This window comes from Streptomyces sp. NPDC032198, assembly GCF_040636975.1.
Lineage (GTDB): Bacteria > Actinomycetota > Actinomycetes > Streptomycetales > Streptomycetaceae > Streptomyces.
Map to the genome: position 1 here is coordinate 487999 of NZ_JBEZVL010000006.1, position 18512 is coordinate 506510.

At 69.6% G+C, this 18512-nt stretch carries 18 protein-coding genes; 12 read left to right on the top strand and 6 right to left on the bottom strand.

Annotation, left to right across the window (positions count from 1 at the left end; genetic code table 11):
• Position 1 precedes the first annotated feature (1 nt).
• The 7 genes from AB0E78_RS18980 (at position 2) to AB0E78_RS19010 (ending at position 6537) form a co-directional block, all read left to right on the top strand.
• Positions 2 to 550 carry a F0F1 ATP synthase subunit B gene (locus AB0E78_RS18980; protein WP_361833617.1) on the top strand — a complete coding sequence of 183 codons (549 nt, stop codon included), beginning with the start codon at positions 2 to 4 and terminating at the stop codon, positions 548 to 550.
• Positions 547 to 1368, top strand: a complete 822-nt coding sequence (locus AB0E78_RS18985; RefSeq protein ID WP_361833619.1) for a F0F1 ATP synthase subunit delta — start codon at positions 547 to 549, stop codon at positions 1366 to 1368. The genes AB0E78_RS18980 and AB0E78_RS18985 overlap by 4 nt, the downstream gene beginning before the upstream one ends.
• 126 nt (positions 1369 to 1494) lie before the next feature.
• Positions 1495 to 3093 carry a F0F1 ATP synthase subunit alpha gene (gene atpA, locus AB0E78_RS18990; protein ID WP_361833621.1) on the top strand — a complete coding sequence of 533 codons (1599 nt, stop codon included), beginning with the start codon at positions 1495 to 1497 and terminating at the stop codon, positions 3091 to 3093.
• A 20-nt stretch (positions 3094 to 3113) separates the two neighbouring features.
• Positions 3114 to 4031: a F0F1 ATP synthase subunit gamma gene (locus tag AB0E78_RS18995; RefSeq protein ID WP_361833623.1), complete on the top strand. Its 918-nt coding sequence runs from the start codon at positions 3114 to 3116 to the stop codon at positions 4029 to 4031.
• Positions 4031 to 5473: a F0F1 ATP synthase subunit beta gene (gene atpD, locus AB0E78_RS19000; protein WP_361833625.1), complete on the top strand. Its 1443-nt coding sequence runs from the start codon at positions 4031 to 4033 to the stop codon at positions 5471 to 5473. The genes AB0E78_RS18995 and atpD overlap by 1 nt, the downstream gene beginning before the upstream one ends.
• Before the next feature lie 110 nt (positions 5474 to 5583).
• Complete coding sequence (locus tag AB0E78_RS19005) at positions 5584 to 5958, top strand: F0F1 ATP synthase subunit epsilon (RefSeq protein ID WP_361833627.1); 375 nt, start codon at positions 5584 to 5586, stop codon at positions 5956 to 5958.
• A gap of 129 nt (positions 5959 to 6087) precedes the next feature.
• Complete coding sequence (locus AB0E78_RS19010; protein ID WP_361833629.1) at positions 6088 to 6537, top strand: DUF2550 domain-containing protein; 450 nt, start codon at positions 6088 to 6090, stop codon at positions 6535 to 6537.
• 64 nt (positions 6538 to 6601) lie between these two features.
• Here the strand turns inward: AB0E78_RS19010 and AB0E78_RS19015 are convergent, their stop codons facing one another.
• From AB0E78_RS19015 to AB0E78_RS19025, 3 genes are all read right to left on the bottom strand, one after another.
• On the bottom strand, positions 6602 to 8437 hold the full coding sequence (locus tag AB0E78_RS19015; protein WP_361833809.1) for a glycoside hydrolase family 18 chitinase: 1836 nt from the start codon (positions 8435 to 8437) through the stop codon (positions 6602 to 6604).
• A 193-nt stretch (positions 8438 to 8630) separates the two neighbouring features.
• Entirely contained in the window at positions 8631 to 9287 is a 657-nt protein-coding gene (locus tag AB0E78_RS19020; RefSeq protein ID WP_361833631.1) for a response regulator transcription factor, read from the bottom strand.
• Positions 9284 to 10510 (bottom strand): histidine kinase, encoded by a 1227-nt coding sequence (locus tag AB0E78_RS19025; protein WP_361833633.1) that lies wholly within the window; start codon positions 10508 to 10510, stop codon positions 9284 to 9286. Before AB0E78_RS19025 ends, AB0E78_RS19020 begins: the two co-directional genes overlap by 4 nt.
• A gap of 153 nt (positions 10511 to 10663) precedes the next feature.
• Between AB0E78_RS19025 and AB0E78_RS19030 the strand changes: the two genes are divergently transcribed.
• Complete coding sequence (locus AB0E78_RS19030; RefSeq protein ID WP_361833635.1) at positions 10664 to 11239, top strand: hypothetical protein; 576 nt, start codon at positions 10664 to 10666, stop codon at positions 11237 to 11239.
• Here the strand turns inward: AB0E78_RS19030 and AB0E78_RS19035 are convergent.
• The 3 genes from AB0E78_RS19035 to AB0E78_RS19045 form a co-directional block, all read right to left on the bottom strand.
• On the bottom strand, positions 11236 to 11808 hold the full coding sequence (locus tag AB0E78_RS19035) for a cob(I)yrinic acid a,c-diamide adenosyltransferase (protein ID WP_361833637.1): 573 nt from the start codon (positions 11806 to 11808) through the stop codon (positions 11236 to 11238). The genes AB0E78_RS19030 and AB0E78_RS19035 overlap by 4 nt on opposite strands.
• 13 nt (positions 11809 to 11821) lie before the next feature.
• Positions 11822 to 12577: an ABC transporter permease gene (locus AB0E78_RS19040; RefSeq protein ID WP_361833639.1), complete on the bottom strand. Its 756-nt coding sequence runs from the start codon at positions 12575 to 12577 to the stop codon at positions 11822 to 11824.
• 85 nt (positions 12578 to 12662) lie between these two features.
• Positions 12663 to 13445, bottom strand: a complete 783-nt coding sequence (locus AB0E78_RS19045; RefSeq protein WP_361833641.1) for an ATP-binding cassette domain-containing protein — start codon at positions 13443 to 13445, stop codon at positions 12663 to 12665.
• Positions 13446 to 13563: 118 nt separating this feature from the next.
• On the opposite strand from AB0E78_RS19045, the gene AB0E78_RS19050 reads away from it, so the two are divergent.
• The 4 genes from AB0E78_RS19050 (at position 13564) to AB0E78_RS19065 (ending at position 18473) form a co-directional block, all read left to right on the top strand.
• Positions 13564 to 14205 (top strand): TetR/AcrR family transcriptional regulator, encoded by a 642-nt coding sequence (locus AB0E78_RS19050; protein ID WP_361833643.1) that lies wholly within the window; start codon positions 13564 to 13566, stop codon positions 14203 to 14205.
• 203 nt (positions 14206 to 14408) lie between these two features.
• A complete protein-coding gene (locus tag AB0E78_RS19055) occupies positions 14409 to 15257 on the top strand; it encodes a 3-hydroxyacyl-CoA dehydrogenase family protein (protein ID WP_361833644.1) in 849 nt (282 codons plus the stop codon).
• A 163-nt stretch (positions 15258 to 15420) separates the two neighbouring features.
• Positions 15421 to 15744, top strand: coding sequence for an STAS domain-containing protein (locus AB0E78_RS19060; protein ID WP_160507247.1), 324 nt, complete (start codon positions 15421 to 15423; stop codon positions 15742 to 15744).
• 215 nt (positions 15745 to 15959) lie between these two features.
• Positions 15960 to 18473 carry an ATP-binding protein gene (locus AB0E78_RS19065; protein WP_361833646.1) on the top strand — a complete coding sequence of 838 codons (2514 nt, stop codon included), beginning with the start codon at positions 15960 to 15962 and terminating at the stop codon, positions 18471 to 18473.
• Positions 18474 to 18512 lie beyond the last annotated feature (39 nt).

Genomic DNA, 18512 nt, shown 5'->3' on the forward strand with positions numbered 1-18512 from the left:
TGTGATCGCCAACCTGGTTCAGCTGGCGGCCGAGGAAGAGCAGAACCCGCTCGTCCCGCCGGGCCCCGAGCTGCTCGTCGGCGCCATCGCCTTCGCCATCGTCTTCTTCTTCTTCTGGAAGAAGCTCCTCCCGAACATCAACAAGGTTCTGGAAGAGCGCCGGGAGGCGATCGAAGGCGGTATTGAGAAGGCCGAGGCCGCTCAGACCGAGGCCCAGAGCGTGCTCGAGCAGTACAAGGCTCAGCTCGCCGAGGCACGGCACGAGGCCGCGCGTCTGCGCCAGGAGGCGCAGGAGCAGGGCGCCCAGCTCATCGCTGAGATGCGTGCCGAAGGCCAGCGGCAGCGCGAGGAGATCGTCGCCGCGGGTCACGCGCAGCTCGCTGCCGACCGCAAGGCCGCCGCGCAGTCGCTGCGTCAGGACGTGGGCCAGCTGGCCACCGACCTGGCCGGCAAGCTCGTCGGTGAGTCCCTGGAGGACTCCGCACGGCAGAGCCGCACCATCGACCGTTTCCTCGATGACCTCGAGGAGAAGGCCGAGGCTGCTCGATGACAGCCCACGGAGCTAGCCGCGAGGCCCTGGCCGCCGCGCGCGAGCGTCTTGACGCGCTGACCGACAACACGTCGGTCGACGTCAAGCGGCTCGCGGACGAGCTGGCCTCGGTCACCGCGCTGTTCAGCCGTGAGGTCTCCCTGCGCCGGGTCCTGACCGACCCGTCGCAGTCCGGTGAGGCCAAGGCGGAGCTCGCCGGGCGGCTGCTCGGCGGGCAGGTGAGCGGCGAGAGTGCCGACCTGGTGGCCGGCATGGTCCGCTCGCGCTGGTCGCAGTCGCGTGACCTGGTGGACGCCCTCGAGGAGCTCACCAACCTCGCCGACCTGACCGGTGCGCAGAAGTCCGGCGCGCTGGACGACGTCGAGGACGAGCTGTTCCGGTTCGGCCGGATCGTCGGCTCGAACACCGGTCTCCGGTCCGCGCTGACCGACCGCGCCGCCACGGGTGCGGCCAAGAGCGAGCTGCTGCGCAGCCTGCTCGGTGGCCGGGCCAACGAGGTCACGGAGCGGCTCGTCGAGCGCCTCGTGACCGCGCCCCGTGGACGTAGCCTGGAAGCGGGACTCGAGTCCCTCTCCAAGCTGGCCGCGGACCGCCGGGACCGGATGGTCGCCGTCGTCACTTCCGCCGTTCCGCTTTCGGACCGGCAGAAGCAGCGCCTCGGTGCCGCCCTCGCGAAGGTCTACGGCCGACAGATGCACCTGAACCTCGACGTGGACCCCGAGGTCCTCGGCGGGATCACGGTGCAGGTCGGCGACGAGATCATCAACGGCAGCATCGCGGACCGCCTCGAGGACGCGCACCGCCGCATGGCGCGCTAGCAGTAACTCAAAACGTAGGAATGACGGCCCTAGTTGGGCCGTGCAGAGGATTCACCCTTACTTGGGGGGAGTCCCCAGACCCCCAAAGTGAAACTTCGGGCCCAACAAGGAGAGCAGGGAACCCAGATGGCGGAGCTCACGATCCGGCCGGAGGAGATCCGGGACGCACTGGAGAACTTTGTCCAGGCGTACAAGCCGGACGCGGCCTCGCGCGAGGAGGTCGGTTCGGTCACCGTTGCCGGTGACGGTATCGCGAAGGTCGAGGGCCTCCCCTCGGCCATGGCCAACGAGCTGCTGAAGTTCGAGGACGGCACTCTCGGTCTCGCCCTCAACCTTGAGGAGCGCGAGATCGGCGCCGTCGTACTCGGCGAGTTCAGCGGCATCGAAGAGGGCCAGCCGGTCACCCGTACCGGCGAGGTCCTGTCCGTCGCGGTGGGCGAGGGCTACCTCGGCCGCGTCGTCGACCCGCTCGGCGCCCCGATCGACGGCCTCGGCGAGATCGAGACGTCCGGACGCCGCGCCCTCGAGCTGCAGGCCCCCACGGTCATGGACCGCAAGTCGGTCCACGAGCCGATGGAGACCGGCTACAAGGCCGTCGACGCCATGACCCCGATCGGCCGTGGCCAGCGTCAGCTGATCATCGGCGACCGCCAGACGGGCAAGACCGCCCTGGCCGTCGACACGATCATCAACCAGCGCGACAACTGGCGCTCGGGCGACGTGAACAAGCAGGTGCGCTGCATCTACGTCGCCGTCGGTCAGAAGGGCTCCACCATCGCCTCCGTGCGCGGTGCCCTCGAAGAGGCCGGCGCGCTTGAGTACACGACCATCGTCGCCGCCCCGGCGTCCGACCCGGCGGGCTTCAAGTACCTGGCGCCCTACACCGGTTCGGCCATCGGCCAGCAGTGGATGTACGAGGGCAAGCACGTCCTCATCATCTTCGACGACCTCTCGAAGCAGGCCGACGCCTACCGCGCCGTGTCCCTGCTGCTCCGCCGCCCGCCGGGGCGCGAGGCCTACCCGGGTGACGTCTTCTACCTGCACTCGCGTCTGCTCGAGCGCTGCGCGAAGCTGTCGGACGAGATGGGCAAGGGCTCGATGACGGGCCTCCCGATCGTCGAGACCAAGGCGAACGACGTGTCGGCGTTCATTCCGACCAACGTCATCTCCATCACCGACGGTCAGTGCTTCCTGGAGTCCGACCTGTTCAACGCCGGCCAGCGTCCGGCCCTGAACGTCGGTATCTCGGTCTCCCGTGTCGGTGGCTCCGCCCAGCACAAGGCGATCCGCCAGGTGTCCGGCCGGCTCCGCGTGGACCTCGCCCAGTACCGCGAGCTGGAGGCGTTCGCCGCCTTCGGTTCCGACCTGGACGCCGCGTCGAAGGCCTCCCTCGAGCGCGGTCAGCGGATGGTCGAGCTGCTCAAGCAGGCTCAGTACCAGCCGATGGCCACCGAGGACCAGGTCATCTCCATCTGGGCCGGCACCACGGGCCGCATGGACGAGGTACCGGTCAACGACATCCGGCGTTTCGAGCGCGAGCTGCTCGACTACCTGCACCGCAAGGAGCAGGGCCTGATGACCTCCATCAAGGAGGGCGGCAAGATGACCGACGACACGATCACGGCCATCGCCGACGCCGTCGCCGAGTTCAAGAAGCAGTTCGAGACCTCGGACGGCAAGCTGCTCGGCGAGGACGCTCCGGCTGCCGTCGACGCGTCCAAGTGACGACGGAAGGGACCTGACTCATGGGAGCCCAGCTCCGGGTCTACAAGCGTCGCATCAAATCCGTCACAGCGACCAAGAAGATCACCAAGGCGATGGAGATGATCGCCGCCTCGCGTGTCGTCAAGGCACAGCGCAAGGTGACCGCCTCCACTCCGTACGCGACCGAGCTCACGCGCGCGGTCACCGCGGTGGCCACGGGTGCCAACAACAAGCACCCGCTGACCACCGAGGCCGAGGCGCCGACCCGGGCCGCTGTTCTGCTCCTCTCGAGCGACCGCGGTCTGGCCGGTGCCTTCAACTCCAACGCCATCAAGGGTGCGGAGAAGCTCACGGAGACGTTGCGGCGCGAGGGCAAGGAGGTCGACACGTACATCGTCGGCCGCCGTGGCATCGCGCACTACAACTTCCGTGAGCGGAAGATCTCCGGGCAGTGGACGGGCTTCACCGATGCCCCTTCCTACGCGGACGCCAAGGCGATCGCCGCACCCCTGATCGAGGCCATCGAGACGGACACGGCCGAGGGCGGCGTGGATGAACTCCACATCGTCTACACCGAGTTCATCTCGATGATGACGCAGGAAGCAACCGGTGACCGGTTGCTCCCGCTCAGCCTCGACAAGGTCGCGGAAGAGGCGGGCCAGAGTGACGAGGCCCGTCCGCTGTACGACTTCGAGCCGTCGGCGGAGGACGTCCTCGACGCCCTGCTGCCGCGCTACGTCGAGAGCCGTATCTACAACGCGCTGCTCCAGTCGGCTGCTTCCAAGCACGCCGCCACGCGCCGCGCGATGAAGTCGGCGACCGACAACGCGGGTGACCTGATCAACGCTCTCACCCGTTCTGCCAACGCGGCCCGCCAGGCCGAAATCACCCAGGAAATCAGCGAGATCGTCGGTGGCTCCAGTGCCCTGGCCGACGCTTCCGCGGGGAGTGACAAGTAATGACGACCACTGTTGATACGGCCGTTGCCACGGGCCGCGTCGCCCGGGTGATCGGCCCGGTCGTCGACGTGGAGTTCCCCGTCGACGCGATGCCGGAGATCTACAACGCCCTGCACGTCGAGGTGGCCGACCCGGCCAAGGACGGCGAGAAGAAGACGCTGACGCTCGAGGTTGCCCAGCACCTCGGCGACGGCATCATCCGCGCCATCTCGATGCAGCCCACCGACGGTCTGGTCCGCCAGGCCGCGGTGACCGACACGGGCGAGGGCATCACCGTCCCCGTCGGTGACATCACCAAGGGCAAGGTGTTCAACACCCTCGGCGCGATCCTGAACCACCCCGAGGCCGAGGCCGACGTCACCGAGCGCTGGCCGATCCACCGCAAGGCCCCGGCCTTCGACCAGCTCGAGTCCAAGACCGAGATGTTCGAGACCGGCCTGAAGGTCGTCGACCTTCTCACCCCGTACGTCAAGGGTGGAAAGATCGGTCTGTTCGGTGGAGCGGGCGTCGGCAAGACCGTCCTCATCCAGGAAATGATCATGCGTGTGGCCAAGCTGCACGAGGGCGTTTCCGTGTTCGCCGGTGTCGGCGAGCGCACCCGTGAGGGCAACGACCTCATCGACGAGATGGAAGAGTCGGGCGTTCTGGACAAGACCGCCCTGGTCTTCGGCCAGATGGACGAGCCGCCGGGCACGCGTCTGCGCGTCGCCCTGGCCGGTCTGACCATGGCGGAGTACTTCCGCGATGTGCAGAAGCAGGACGTGCTGTTCTTCATCGACAACATCTTCCGCTTCACGCAGGCCGGTTCCGAGGTCTCGACCCTGCTCGGCCGTATGCCCTCCGCGGTGGGCTACCAGCCGAACCTGGCCGACGAGATGGGCCTCCTCCAGGAGCGCATCACCTCGACGCGTGGTCACTCGATCACCTCGATGCAGGCGATCTACGTCCCCGCGGACGACCTCACCGACCCGGCCCCGGCCACGACCTTCGCGCACCTCGACGCGACGACCGTGCTGTCGCGTCCGATCTCGGAGAAGGGCATCTACCCGGCGGTCGACCCGCTGGACTCGACGTCCCGCATCCTGGACCCGCGCTACATCGCGCAGGACCACTACGACGCCGCCATGCGCGTCAAGGGAATCCTGCAGAAGTACAAGGACCTCCAGGACATCATCGCGATCCTCGGCATCGACGAGCTCAGCGAAGAGGACAAGCTGGTCGTTCAGCGCGCCCGTCGCGTCGAGCGCTTCCTGTCGCAGAACACCCACGCCGCCAAGCAGTTCACCGGCCTGGACGGTTCGGACGTGCCGCTCGACGAGTCGATCGCCGCGTTCAACTCGATCATCGACGGTGAGTACGACCACTTCCCCGAGCAGGCGTTCTTCATGTGCGGTGGCATCGAGGACCTGAAGGCGAAGGCCAAGGAGCTCGGCGTCTCCTGACCCCGATTCTCCCCGGGAGGGGTGGGTGCGTCCCGCCCCTCCCGATACGCCCACTAGAATTTGACCCAACACCCGGCGAAGCCGCCGGGTGGTGACCCGAGGAGCCACCCTTGGCTGCTGAGCTGCATGTCGAGCTGGTCGCCGCGGACCGCAGTGTCTGGTCCGGCGAGGCCACCCTGGTCGTCGCGCGCACCACGTCCGGCGACATCGGCGTCATGCCCGGTCACCAGCCGCTGCTCGGTGTGCTGGAATCGGGCCCGGTGACCATTCGTACGAGCGACGGCGACACTGTCGTCGCCGCCGTCCACGGAGGATTCATCTCCTTCGCGGACAACAAGCTGTCACTGCTTGCTGAGATCGTCGAGCTGTCGGACGAGATCGATGTACAGCGTGCGGAGCGGGCGCTCGAGCGCGCGAAGTCGGAGGCCGACGCCTCCGCCGAGCGTCGCGCGGACGTCCGACTGCGGGCGGTTTCGTCGCGCTGAAACCTGCGCGACGGCGTTGACGTGACTCAGCCGCGGCCAGGTCCGGAGCAATCCGGACCGGGTCGCGGCTGAGGCAATGCGGGTGCAATTCTGTTGGTCCGTTTCGAAGAGGCGAGGAGGTCGGTGCCGATGATCCTCACTCTGCTCGTGTGCGGACTCGTGTTGGTCGTTCTGGTGTTGGTGGGGCTCTTCGTCTTCGGACTGCGGCGCCGGCTCATCCAGCGGTCCGGCGGCACCTTCGACTGCAGCCTGCGCTGGAACGCCCCGGAGAAGGGCGACACCTCCGGCAAGGGCTGGGGGTACGGCGTCGCCCGCTACAACGGCGACCGGATCGAGTGGTACCGCGTCTTCTCGTACGCTCCCCGTCCGCGCCGGACCCTGGAGCGCTCGGCCATCGAGGTCGTCGACCGCCGAGCCCCGGACGGCGAGGAGGAGCTCGCGCTGCTCTCCGACGCGATCGTCCTCGGCTGTCTGCACCGCGGTGTCCGCCTCGAACTCGCGATGGGCGAGGACGCGCTCACCGGTTTCCTGGCGTGGCTTGAGGCGGCGCCTCCGGGGCAACGGGTCAACGTCGCGTAACGCATGAAGAAGCCGGGGAGAACAGGGGGCGTTCCTGTTCTCCCCGGCTTCGTTCTGGGACGGGCTACTTCAGGCCGTCATTGATGGCGCTCACCAACTCGCCGTTGGTGGTGTCGCCGCTGAACTCCCAGAAGAAGGCGCCTCCCAGGCCCTGCTGCTTCGACCAGGCCATCTTGCTCTTGACCGTCGCCGGGGTGTCGTACGACCACCAGTTGGTGCCGCAGTGGGCGTAGGCCGTACCGGCGATGGTGCCGTTCGAGGGGCAGCTGTTCTTGAGGACCTTGTAGTCCTCGATGCCCGCTTCGTACGTGCCAGGCGCCGCGCCGGTGGCCGTGCCACCCGGCTCCTTCTGGGTGACACCCGTCCAGCCGCGGCCGTAGAAGCCGATGCCGAGCAGGAGCTTCGCGGCGGGGACGCCCTTCGCCTTGAGCTTCGTGATCGCGTCGGCGGTGTTGAAGCCGTCCTGCGGGATGCCGGGGTAGGAGGTGAGCGGGGAGTGCGGGGCCGTCGGGCCCTTGGCCGCCCAGGCGCCGAAGAAGTCGTACGTCATGACGTTGAACCAGTCGGCGTACTGCGAGGCGCCGCCGTAGTCGGCCGCGTCGATCTTGCCGCCGCTGGAGCCGTCGGCGGTGATCGCCGCGGTGACCAGGGCGTCCTTGCCGAACTCGGTGCGGAAGGCCTGCATCATGTTCTTCATCGAGGCCGGGCCGCTGGTGTCGCAGGTCAGGCCGCAGGCGTTGGGGTACTCCCAGTCCAGGTCGATGCCGTCGAAGACGTCGGCCCAGCGCGGGTCCTCCACGAGGTCGTGGCAGGACTTGGCGAAGGCCGCCGGGTTCTTCATCGCGTCGGTGAAGCCGCCGGACCAGGTCCAGCCGCCGAAGGACCAGAGGACCTTGAGGTTGGGGTGCTTGGCCTTGAGCTTGCGCAGCTGGTTGAAGTTGCCGCGCAGGGGCTGGTCCCAGGTGTCGGCGACGCCGTCGACGGACTGGTCGGCGGTGTAGGCCTTGTCGTAGTCGGCGTAGGCGTCACCGATGGTGCACTTGCCGCCCTGGACGTTGCCGAAGGCGTAGTTGATGTGGGTGATCTTGGAGGCGGAGGCCGAGGTGTCGATGTTCTTCACGTGGTAGTTGCGTCCGTAGACGCCCCACTGGGCGAAGTAGCCGAGCTTGACCTTGTCACCGGGGCCGGGGCCCGGGTCGCCGCCGCCCGTGGTGTGCACCTTGACGGCGCCGGAGGCCGGTCCCGTCTGGTCCGCGGTGTCGCGGGCCTGGACGGTGTACGAGTAGTCGGTGCCCGCGGTGAGGCCGCTGTCGGCGTACGAGGTGCCGGTCACCGTGGCGACCTTGGAGCCGTCGCGCAGGACGTCGTAGTTCTTGACGCCCTTGTCGTCGGTGGCCGCCTTCCAGGCCAGCTTCACCGAGGTGTTGGTGATGTCGGACGCGGTGGGGGTGCCGGGTGCCGAGGGCGGGTTGTCGCCGGGGACGCTGCCGCCGTCACAACTGGCGCCGTTCAGCGTGCAGTTGGAGGGGGATCCTGGCCCGGCGCCGTTGAACCCGAAGGAGACCGAGGCGCCGGGGGCGAGCGTCCCGTTCCAGCCGAGGTTCTTGGCGGTCCAGCGGTTGCCGGAGTTGGTGACGGTGGCGTCCCAGGCGGAGGACACCTTCGTGCCGGTGGGGAAGTCCCATGCGACGGCCCAGGAGCTGATGGTGGTGGTTCCGGTGTTCTTGACGGTCCACTTGCCTTCGAAGCCGCTGCCCCAGTCCTGGGTCTTGGCGTACGTGGCGGTGGCCGCGGGGGCGGCTTCCGGCGCGGCCTCGGCGGGACCGCCGAGTGCGACCAGGGTGGCGAGCGGGAGCAGCAGGGTGGTGAGGCCTGCCACGGCTCGGTGTCTGAAGCGCAAGGTGCGCAAGGTGTGCTCCTCGGGTGAGATCCGGGGGGTCAGAGGGGGTGGATCCCTGCGCCGCCCGTGAGCACGTGGAACACGTGGGGGAGTGCTCACCGCAGTGCCGGTGAGAATAGAAAGGTCTGGACCAGCGGTCAAGAGGTCTGAACCATTGGCCGGATTATGTCGGTCGGGCGCACCGGGGCCGGGCTCATACACCCAACTCCTGCGCGAGGACGGCCGCTTGCACCCTGCTGCGCAGCTCCAGCTTGCCGAGCAGGCGGCTGACGTGGGTCTTCACCGTCGCCTCCGCCATGTCGAGGCGGTCCGCGATCTCCGCGTTCGAGAGTCCCTCGCCGAGGCAGGCGAGCACCTCGCGCTCGCGGCGGGTGAGGGCGTCGAGGATGGCGGGATCGGGTCCGTTCGCACGGCGGGCGGCCCGCGTGGTCCTGGGGGCCGCGAACTCGGCGATCAGCCGCCGGGTGACGGCGGGGGCGATGAGGCCCTCGCCGCTGCCGACCGTACGGACCGCCTCCAGGAGGTCCTTGGCCTCGGTGTTCTTCAGGAGGAACCCGGAGGCGCCCGCGCGCAGCGCCCCGAACACGTACTCGTCCAGGTCGAAGGTGGTCAGGACGAGCACGTCCGAGAGCCCCTCGGCGACGACCTGACGGGTCGCGGAGACCCCGTCCAGGCGCGGCATCTGGATGTCCATGAGCACCAGATCGGGCCGCAGTTCACGGGCGAGCGCCACCGCCTCCTCGCCGTCGGAGGCCTCACCGACCACCTCGATGTCCGGCGCGCTGCGCAGGATCAGGACGAGCCCCGCCCGTACGGCGGACTGGTCCTCGGCGACGAGCACGCGGATCATTCGGTCACTCCTTCATCTGAGGGGTCGAGGTCCAAGGGGTCGACGGGCAGGGTCGCGCGCACGACCCAGACCTTCCCGTCACTGCCGCCGCCACGGGGGGAAGCGCTGCTCTCGGGCCCCGACTCGAAGGCGCCGCCCAGGAGTTCGACGCGCTCCCGCATGCCGACGAGGCCGGCTCCCGAGCCCGGTGCGCGGGGGCCGGACGGGGAGCCGTAAGGGCTGGTCACGCCGACTTCGAGAGCGAGCCGCCGCTGGGTGAGCGTCACCGTCACCGGGCCGGGGGAGGCGTGCTTCAGGGCGTTGGTCAGGGACTCCTGGATGATGCGGTACGCCGCGAGTTCGACCGGGGCGGGGAGCTTGGAGTCGTCCGGGGCGCGGGTGTCGACGAGGGTGACGTCCAGACCATTGGTGCGGGCGTTGCCGACGAGGGCGGCGAGGCCGTCCAGGGTGGGTGAGGCCGTCGGCTCCCGGTCGTCGCTGGAGTCCCGCAGGATGCCGATGAGGCGGCGCATCTCGGCCAGGCCCTCGACGCTGTTCTCGCGGATGACGGCGAGGGCGTCGCGGGTGGTCTTCGGGTCGTCCAGGGAGAGCGCGGCCGTGGAGTGGATGGCGATCGCCGAGAGGTGGCCCGCGACCATGTCGTGCAGCTCGCGGGCCATCCGGGCGCGTTCCGCCGTGATGGCCTGTACGCGGTCCATCTCGGCCAGCAGCGCGGTCTGTTCGGCCCGCAGCCGTGCGGCGACGGCGGCCTCGCGGTGGGTGCGCACGAGGACGCCGGTGGTCGCGGGGCCGAAGGACACCAGGCCGGTGACGACGCCGATGAGGATCGCCTCCGGGTCGCGCCACCAGGCCAGGAAGCCGATCGTCACGGCCACCGTGATCAGGCCGGTGGTGACCGGGAGCCGCCGGGCGGCGGCCGGGGTGCCGTACACCACGGCCGCGTACATGATGTCCGTGAACATCATGACCGACGCGAGATTGCCGTCCGTGAACTGATCGGCGATCAGCGCGAACGTGCCGATGATCAGGGCGATCCGCGGCCTGCTCCTGCGCAGCAGTTCCAGCCCCGCCAGGACGAAGAGCGGGATCAGCGCCCAGGTGGCGCCCAGCAGCCGGTCGGTCTGCATGTGCAGTCCGAGCCCCCAGAACGCGAGCCCGGCGAGCGTGCTGCCCACGGAGATCTGCACGTCGACGCGGTGCGGGCGGGGGAGGGACAGGGCCATGCCTCCATCCAACACGGCGCGCGGGGGCCGTGCCTGATCCTGAGGGAGGAACCGCGCGCTACATCGAAGGATGCAGTGCCACTTCGTCACTGGCGACGATGATCCGCGGCCGGTCCGGCGGGAGCCTGGAGAGGTGACCGAGAGGAGCGAACCGTGATCGTCACACTGATCATCATCTGCGAGGTCGGATTCTGGGTGCTGCTGGCCGGCGGCCTGGCCCTGCGCTACGCGGCGAAGATGCCGCGCGCGAGTGTCGCCGTGCTGCTGTGCGAGCCGGTCCTGGAGGTCATCCTCTTCGTCGTCACCGCGATCGACCTGAAGAACGGCGCGGAGCCGGACTGGAAGCACGGCCTCGCCGCCGTCTACATCGGCTACTCCATCGCGCTCGGGCACTACACGATCAAGTGGGTGGACGTCCGCGTCGCCCACCGCTTCGCGGGCGGCCCGCCGCCCTCGACCCCCAAGTACGGCACGCCCCGCGCCGTCCACGAGTGGAAGATCGCCGCCCGCTGGGTCCTTGCGGCGCTGATCGCCATGGCGCTGCTGCAGGGAGCGGTCTGGTACGTCGGGGGCGACGGGGACGCCGACTCCCTGCGGATGTGGCAGCAGAGGATGCTGTGGCTGATCGGCATCAACGTGATCATCGCGGCGACCTACACGGTCTTCCCGAAGAAGGCGCCGGCCGTGCGGGACGACGAGGAGAAGCCGAGCTTCCTGAGCAAGCTCTAGCGCTCGCCGCCCGGCACCCACAGCACGTCGCCGACCGCCTTGTTCGCCGTACGGGCCAGGATGAACAGCAGGTCGGAGAGGCGGTTGAGGTAGGTGGCCGTCAGCGGGTTCATGACCTCGCCGTGCGCCTCGAACGCCGCCCAGGTGGACCGCTCGGCCCGCCGCACGACCGTGCACGCCTGGTGCAGCAGCGCCGCACCGGGCGTGCCGCCCGGCAGGATGAAGCTGCGCAGCTTCTCCAGTTCGTCGAGGAAGCGGTCGCAGTCCTTCTCCAGCTTGTCGATGTACGACTGCTCGACGCGCAGCGGCGGGTACTTGGGGTCCTCCACGACCGGTGTGGACAGGTCGGCGCCCACGTCGAAGAGGTCGTTCTGGACCCGGAACAGGACCTTCACGACCTCTTCGTCGAGCTGACCGAGCGCGATCGCGGTGCCGATCGCGGCGTTGGCCTCGTTCGTGTCGGCGTACGCCGAGATCCGCGGATCGGTCTTGGCAGTGCGGCTCATGTCGCCGAGGGCCGTCGTGCCCTTGTCGCCGGTCCTGGTGTAGATGCGCGTCAGATTGACCATGAGGTCAGCCTAGTTACGCGCCCGCCTTCCGGAAGACACGTGTGCCGACCGTCACGGACCCGAGGGTGAGCGCGGCGGCCATCAGGACGCCGTACAGCATCGCCGTGCTCGCGTACTCGCCCACGTAGGCGGCCCGCACCGCGTCCACGAGATAGCGGAACGGCATGAAGTGCGAGAGCACGTCCAGCCAGCCCGGCGCGAGCGCCATCGGCAGCATCAGACCGGAGAGCAGCATCGAGGGCATGCTGACCGCGTTGATGACGGGCCCGAACTCGTGCGGCTTGGAGACGAGCAGCGCGAGCGCGTACGAGAGGGACGCGAGGACGACGGTGAGGACCCCCACGAACGCGAAGCCGATGAGGATGCCCGCGAGCGGTGCCCGCAGCCCCATCACCACGGCCGCGAGGACCAGCAGCACGGCCTGGAAGACGAAGAGCGCGGCGTCGCGCAGGACCCGTCCGAGAAGGAGCGCGAGCCGGCTGACCGGCGTCACCCGCATCCGCTCCACCACGCCGAACTGCTTCTCGATGATGATCGCGAATCCGCTGTACGAGGCGCCGAAGAGGCCGAGTTGGAGCAGCAGGCCCGGTACGAGCACCTGCCAGGAGTCACCGCGCGAGCCGAGCGGCAGGTCGGTCAGGAGCGGGCCGAAGAAGAGCAGGTAGAGCAGCGGCATCAGGACGCCGAAGAGGATCTGGAACTTGGAGCGCAGGGTCTGGCGGGCGTACCGCCCGAAGATCAGCGCGGTGTCGGAGAGGAACGCAGACATGTCGGGTCCTGGGGGTTGAGGTCCTGGGGGTCGAGGTCCTGGGGGTCGAGGTCCTGAGGATTGAGGTCCTGGGGGTTCAGACGCTTCAGACGGCGACGGGCGCCGTGTCCTTGGGGGTGAGGTCGCGTCCGGTGACGGCCAGGAACGTGTCCTGGAGCGAGGCGTCGATGGAGCCGCCGTACCGGAGCTTGAGCGCGCTCGGGGTGCCCTCCGCGACCACGACGCCCTTGTCGATGACGACGAGGCGGTCGCAGAGCGCGTCGGCCTCGTCGAGGTAGTGGGTGGTCAGGACGACGGTGGTGCCGTGGTCGTCGCGCAGCCGCCGCACGAGCGCCCACAGGTCGGCCCTGCTGCCCGGGTCGAGCCCCGTGGTCGGCTCGTCGAGGAAGAGCACCTCGGGCCGGTGCATCAGGCCCATGGCGATGTCGAGGCGCCGCCGCTGGCCGCCGGAGAGGCTCGCGCACTTGCGGTCCAGGAACTCGGTGAGGCCCAGATCGGTGGCCAACTCCTCGGCGCGGGCGGTGGCCTGGGGCTTGGTCAGACGGTAGAGCCGCCCCTGGGTGACCAGCTCCTCGCGTACGGAGATGGTGAGGTCGACACCGCCGGACTGGGCCACGTACCCGATCCTGCGCCGTACGGCGGCCGGGTCGCGGGCCAGGTCGATGCCCGCGACGGTGGCGGCGCCGCCGGTGGGCGGCAGGAGGGTGGTGAGCATGCGCAGCGTCGTCGTCTTGCCCGCGCCGTTCGGTCCGAGGAAGCCCAGGATCTCGCCGGGGGCGACGGTGAGGTCGATGCCGCGCACGGCTTCGACGGTGGCGCGCTTGGTCCGGAAGGTCCGGGTGAGGCCGGCCGTGCTGATGATTGCCATGGCGACCACAAAAACAGAGCCTCTTAAATTTTGCAACCGCCCCAAGTTTTTCATGTGGGCAAGTTTTACATGGGGCCAAGTTTTCAGTCGCCCTAGCCAGTGGCCGTAGGGTGAGGGCATGGCTGAAGGGCTCAGGGAGCGCAAGAAGCGGCAGACGAAGCAGCGGATCTCGGACATCGCGACCGGGCTCTTCCTGGAGCACGGCTTCGTCACGGTGACCGTCGCGGACGTCGCGGAGGCCGCCGACGTCTCCGTGAACACCGTCTACAACTACTTCCCGGCCAAGGAGGACCTCTTCCTCGACCGGGGCGAGGCCGTCGTCGACCGGCTCTCCGGTTACGTGCGCGGACGGCGCGTGGGGGAGTCCGCCGCCGCCGCGGTCCTGCGCCAGCTGCGCGCGGACGTGGAGGGCGTCTCGCCCTCCATCGGTCTCTTCACCGGCTGGGCCGACTTCATGAAGGTCATCACCGACGCGCACGCCCTGCGCTCCCGGCTCTGGGAGATCCAGCAGGAGGCGCTCGACCACCTCACGAAGACCCTCGCCGACGAGACGGGGGCCGCCGACGGAGACCCCATGCCCGGTCTGATCGCGGGTCAGCTCTCCTGGGTCCACAGCACGCTCATGGCGTGGATCGGCGACGAGATGGTCAAGTGCCGCAAGCCCGCCGAAGTGTCCCGGGATGCCCTCGCGTTGCTGGACGAGATGGAGGACCTGCTCGGCGAAAAGGTCCTCAACTACGCGGTGCGCGGCGCCGAATGACCCGTACCAGTGTGATGTCCGTCATTGAAAATGGGCGCTTTGGCCCGAAGGGCCTCGTTGAGGGGCGGTGGTCGGGTGACGGGTGGGCGTGACGCGCATCTCTTCACGGCCACAGTCGTGCTCACGACCGCTAATGTCCGCCGGAAGGGCTTACGTAAACAGCGTGTAAGCCAGGCGTGATAAGCGGTAGGGGAGTCGTAACAGTGGCACGGAAGCTCGCCGTCATCGGAGCCGGACTCATGGGGTCCGGCATCGCTCAGGTCTCCGCCCAGGCGGGCTGGGACGTCGTCCTGCGCGACGTCACCGATGAGGCCCTGACCCGTGGCACCGACGGGATCAAGGCGTCGTACGACAAGTTCGTGAGCAAGGGCAAGCTCGCCGCCGAGGACGCGGAGGCGGCGCTCGGGCGCATCACGACGAGCACCGACATGGACGCCGTCGCCGACGCGGACATCGTCGTCGAGGCCGTCTTCGAGAAGCTCGAGGTCAAGCACGAGATCTTCCGTACGCTCGACAAGATCGTGCGCGAGGACGCGGTGCTCGCCTCCAACACCTCGGCCATCCCGATCACGAAGATCGCGGCCGTGACGGAGCGTCCGGAGCGGGTCGTGGGCGCGCACTTCTTCTCGCCCGTGCCGATGATGCAGCTGTGCGAACTGGTGCGCGGCTACAAGACCAGCGACGAAACCCTCGCCCGCACGCGTGAGTTCGCCGAGTCCGTCGGCAAGACCTGCATCGTCGTGAACCGCGACGTCGCCGGGTTCGTGACGACCCGTCTGATCTCGGCGCTCGTCGTCGAGGCCGCCAAGCTCCACGAGTCGGGCGTCGCCACCGCCGAGGACATCGACATCGCCTGCAAGCTCGGCTTCGGGCACGCCATGGGACCGCTCGCGACCGCCGACCTGACGGGCGTCGACATCCTGCTGCACGCCACGGACAACATCTACACGGAGTCCCAGGACGAGAAGTTCGCCGCGCCCGAGCTGATGCGCCGGATGGTTGACGCCGGTGACATCGGCCGCAAGAGCGGGCAGGGCTTCTACAAGCACTGAAGTCTGCTTCCACCCGTGCGGGGTCACCCCTCGGAGTGAATTCGGTATCGGTTCGCTTACAGACGGCAACTTCCTTGCCCATGCGGCAGTCAGTTGCAGTGACATACGCAGACGCCATACGGAACAGACGTCACAGGAAACTCAGCACTCTCGGGGAGCGCATATGCACATCAGGGGCGACCAGGCCCAGCTGGTCGTCGGGGGACGCCTCGACGTACGCAGCGCGGCGGACGCCCGAACGGTCCTGCACTCGGCCGTCGACGACGGAGCCGGTGACCTGGTGCTCGACCTCTCCGAACTCGACTCGTGGGACGCCACGGGACTCGGCGTCATCATGGGCGCGCACCGGCGCGCGGGACGGTGCGGACGCCGTCTCGTGCTGCGCAGTGTGCCGCCCCAGATGCAGCGCCTGCTGGTGGCCACCCGGCTCCACCGCATCCTCGCCATCGAGGGCGGCATCGGGGTGGAATCGCTTCCGCGGGTGTGAAACGCATTTCGCGCGCAATCCTCACGAGACTGTGACGTCTCGGACGGAGCGGTACCCCGCCCGTTCGGAGATACTGAGCGAAGGTCTAGGGTTCGGTCGCCCACCGTCATGACGAAGACAGACGCCCGAGCGGGGGCACCGGACCAGAAGCGACAGCGCAGTGTGCACAAGGCCGGAGGGGGCTGTGTACACGACGCATCTGGGGGGCTTTGACCATGGACCCGATGAACCGGGGACCGGAAGAGTACGGCCATGACGGCATCAACGACGACGATTCGGCGCGTCCCGTGCGGCCACCGCGCGATCCCCTGACACCGGACTTCGGTCAGCCCGCGCCCACGCTCGCCCGCACCGTCCAGCTCGTCTCGGGCGACTTCCTGCTCACCGTGAACCCCGTCGACGGCAGCGAGATCGAGCCCTGCCCGCCCGGCGAACGTCCCGCACGGCCCGTCAAGCGCACCGCCGCCGAGCGTGCCGAGCTGCGCCGCTCATCGGCGCCGCCCGTGCCGCCGGGTCCCGCACTGCCCCGGATGCCGCTCCTGGAGCGGCAGGAGGAGCGCGAGCGGCTCGTGCGCCTGCTCGCACGCGGGCGCTCGGTGCGGCTCACGGGTCCCGCGGGCTCGGGGCGCACCTCGCTCCTGAACGCCGTCGCCGAGGACTGCGCGGACCTCGCCCCGGACGGCGTCATCCGGCTCTCCGGCTATCACAAGTCGCCCGGCGACCTGCTCCAGGATCTCTTCGCCGCGGTCTACAACGCCCCGCTGCACCGCCCCGACCGCGCACTGCTGCTCGAACTGGTCCACGACATCGGCGCGGTCGTCGTCCTGGACGACCTGGAGTTCGGCGCGGCCGCCCTGGAAGAGCTGCTCGACGCCACACCCGAGTGCGCCTTCCTGATCTCCGCGACCCCCGAGGTCGCGGCGCCGTCCCCCGACTCGCACCTCGAAGAGGTCTTCCTCGGCGGCCTCGGCCGCAGCGGCGGCCTCGAACTCCTGGAGCGCGCCGTCGGCCGCGTCCTGACGGACGACGAGGCGGGCTGGGCGGGCGACCTCTGGTTCGAGTCGGAGGGGCTGCCCCTGCGCTTCGTCCAGGCGGGCGCCCTGCTGCGCCAGCGCGACCAGCTGCGCGCCGACCCGAACGCCTTCGACGAGTACGGCTACTTCGCCGAGGGACCGGTCGACGCGCCCTTCGACGCCGAGGGGCACGACGTCCCGCTGCCCTCGCTCGCCGACGGCGCGGCGCCCGCGGCGCTGCTCGCCTCACGGCTGAGCCCGTCGGCACGCACCACGCTGCGGTTCGCCGTCGCACTCGGCGGGGAACTGCCGCACCAGGCCCATCTGCCCGCCCTCGTGGGGGACACCCACGCGGACGCGGCCCTCGCCGAGCTGGTCTCCACCGCGCTCGTCACGGCCGTCGGCTCGCACTACCGGCTCGCCGCCGGGGTGCGTACCCAGCTAGTGGCGTCCGGGTACGGGGACGACACCGCGGAGCACGCCCAGAGCGCCGCCCGGCACTACGCCTGGTGGGCGGGGCACCCCTCGGTCGGCCCGGAGCGGGTCGTGGCCGAGGCGGACGCCGTGCTCGCGGCGCTGGGCGTCCTGGTCGCGGGACAGTCCGCTTCGGGGGCACCGGCCGGCGGCGGGTCCATGGGCAGCGAGGAGAGCGCCGCCGTGCTGCTCGCCCGCACCGTCGCGCCCGCCTTCGCGGGAGGGCTCGACTGGGGCGCCTGGGAGCGTGCCCTGCGGTCGGGCCAGGAGGCGGCACGGACCGCGGGAGAGGTCGCCGAAGAGGCGTACTTCCACCATGAGCTCGGCGTCCTCGCGCTCTGCGGCGGACAGCTCGACCGGGCCCGCGTCGAGCTGGAGGCCTCCATCGGCCTGCGTGGCGCGCTCGCCGACAAGCGGGGCATGATCGCGGGGCGCAGGGCTCTCGCCCTGGTCGCCGACCGCTCGGGCGGCGTGATGCCCGGCGGAAGCACCGCAGCCGCCGGCGAGGAGATGCCCGACGCGCGCCACGAGGAGTCGGCGTCGCCCCCGGGCGGCGTACCGGCGGCGTTCGCGCTGCCCACACCGCCCCCGGAGCCCGAGACCCTGGTCACCCGCAAGGCGGCGCCTGCGGTGGGCGTCGGCCCGGCACCGACCCGCCGCTCCATCGTCAACGGCACCCGGCGCAACCTCGTCGCGGCGGGCGCGGGCGCCCTGCTCGCGGCCGTGCTCGGCACCGTGGTGACCCTCGGGGCCACGTCGGACAAGAACGACAACCCGCCCGACAAGGTCAAGACGGAGCAGTCGGCGACCGAGGACCAGGGCGACGACGGCCTGACCGCCGACAAGCCCGCGAAGGACTCGACGAGCCGCCCGGACGACGACGGCGCGGACAACATTCCCGGCACCGCGGACGACGGCGGGACCGGTGAGAGCGGCGGACCGTCGGACAAGCCGAGCGACAGCGGCAAGCCGTCCGACGACACCTCGGGCAAGCCGACGACGAAGCCGACGGACAAGCCCACCACGAAGCCGCCCACGACGAAGCCTCCGACGACCAAGCCCCCGACCACGAAGCCCCCGACCACCAAGCCGCCCACGACGAAGCCGCCGACGACCCCGCCGCCGACCACGGATCCGACGCCGGACCCGCCGTCGTCCCCGGTCACCTCGAATTCGGCCAGCGGCCCCGCGAGCAGCCCGGCGACGAGCGACAGCGCGTCGGGCTCGGAGTCGACGATCTGAGGCATGTGACGGACTGACGCAGGTACGAAAGAGAGGGCC

Excerpts from the sequence above, each read along its gene's own strand:
- AB0E78_RS19040 (WP_361833639.1), bottom strand. The coding sequence starts at position 12,577 with ATGTCTGCGTTCCTCTCCGACACCGCGCTGATCTTCGGGCGGTACGCC.
- atpD (WP_361833625.1), top strand. The coding sequence starts at position 4,031 with ATGACGACCACTGTTGATACGGCCGTTGCCACGGGCCGCGTCGCCCGG.
- AB0E78_RS18995 (WP_361833623.1), top strand. The coding sequence starts at position 3,114 with ATGGGAGCCCAGCTCCGGGTCTACAAGCGTCGCATCAAATCCGTCACA.
- AB0E78_RS19060 (WP_160507247.1), top strand. The coding sequence starts at position 15,421 with ATGCACATCAGGGGCGACCAGGCCCAGCTGGTCGTCGGGGGACGCCTC.
- atpA (WP_361833621.1), top strand. The coding sequence starts at position 1,495 with ATGGCGGAGCTCACGATCCGGCCGGAGGAGATCCGGGACGCACTGGAG.
- AB0E78_RS19045 (WP_361833641.1), bottom strand. The coding sequence starts at position 13,445 with ATGGCAATCATCAGCACGGCCGGCCTCACCCGGACCTTCCGGACCAAG.
- AB0E78_RS19010 (WP_361833629.1), top strand. The coding sequence starts at position 6,088 with ATGATCCTCACTCTGCTCGTGTGCGGACTCGTGTTGGTCGTTCTGGTG.
- AB0E78_RS19065 (WP_361833646.1), top strand. The coding sequence starts at position 15,960 with ATGGACCCGATGAACCGGGGACCGGAAGAGTACGGCCATGACGGCATC.
- AB0E78_RS19020 (WP_361833631.1), bottom strand. The coding sequence starts at position 9,287 with ATGATCCGCGTGCTCGTCGCCGAGGACCAGTCCGCCGTACGGGCGGGG.
- AB0E78_RS19035 (WP_361833637.1), bottom strand. The coding sequence starts at position 11,808 with ATGGTCAATCTGACGCGCATCTACACCAGGACCGGCGACAAGGGCACG.
- AB0E78_RS19050 (WP_361833643.1), top strand. The coding sequence starts at position 13,564 with ATGGCTGAAGGGCTCAGGGAGCGCAAGAAGCGGCAGACGAAGCAGCGG.
- AB0E78_RS19025 (WP_361833633.1), bottom strand. The coding sequence starts at position 10,510 with ATGGCCCTGTCCCTCCCCCGCCCGCACCGCGTCGACGTGCAGATCTCC.
- AB0E78_RS18985 (WP_361833619.1), top strand. The coding sequence starts at position 547 with ATGACAGCCCACGGAGCTAGCCGCGAGGCCCTGGCCGCCGCGCGCGAG.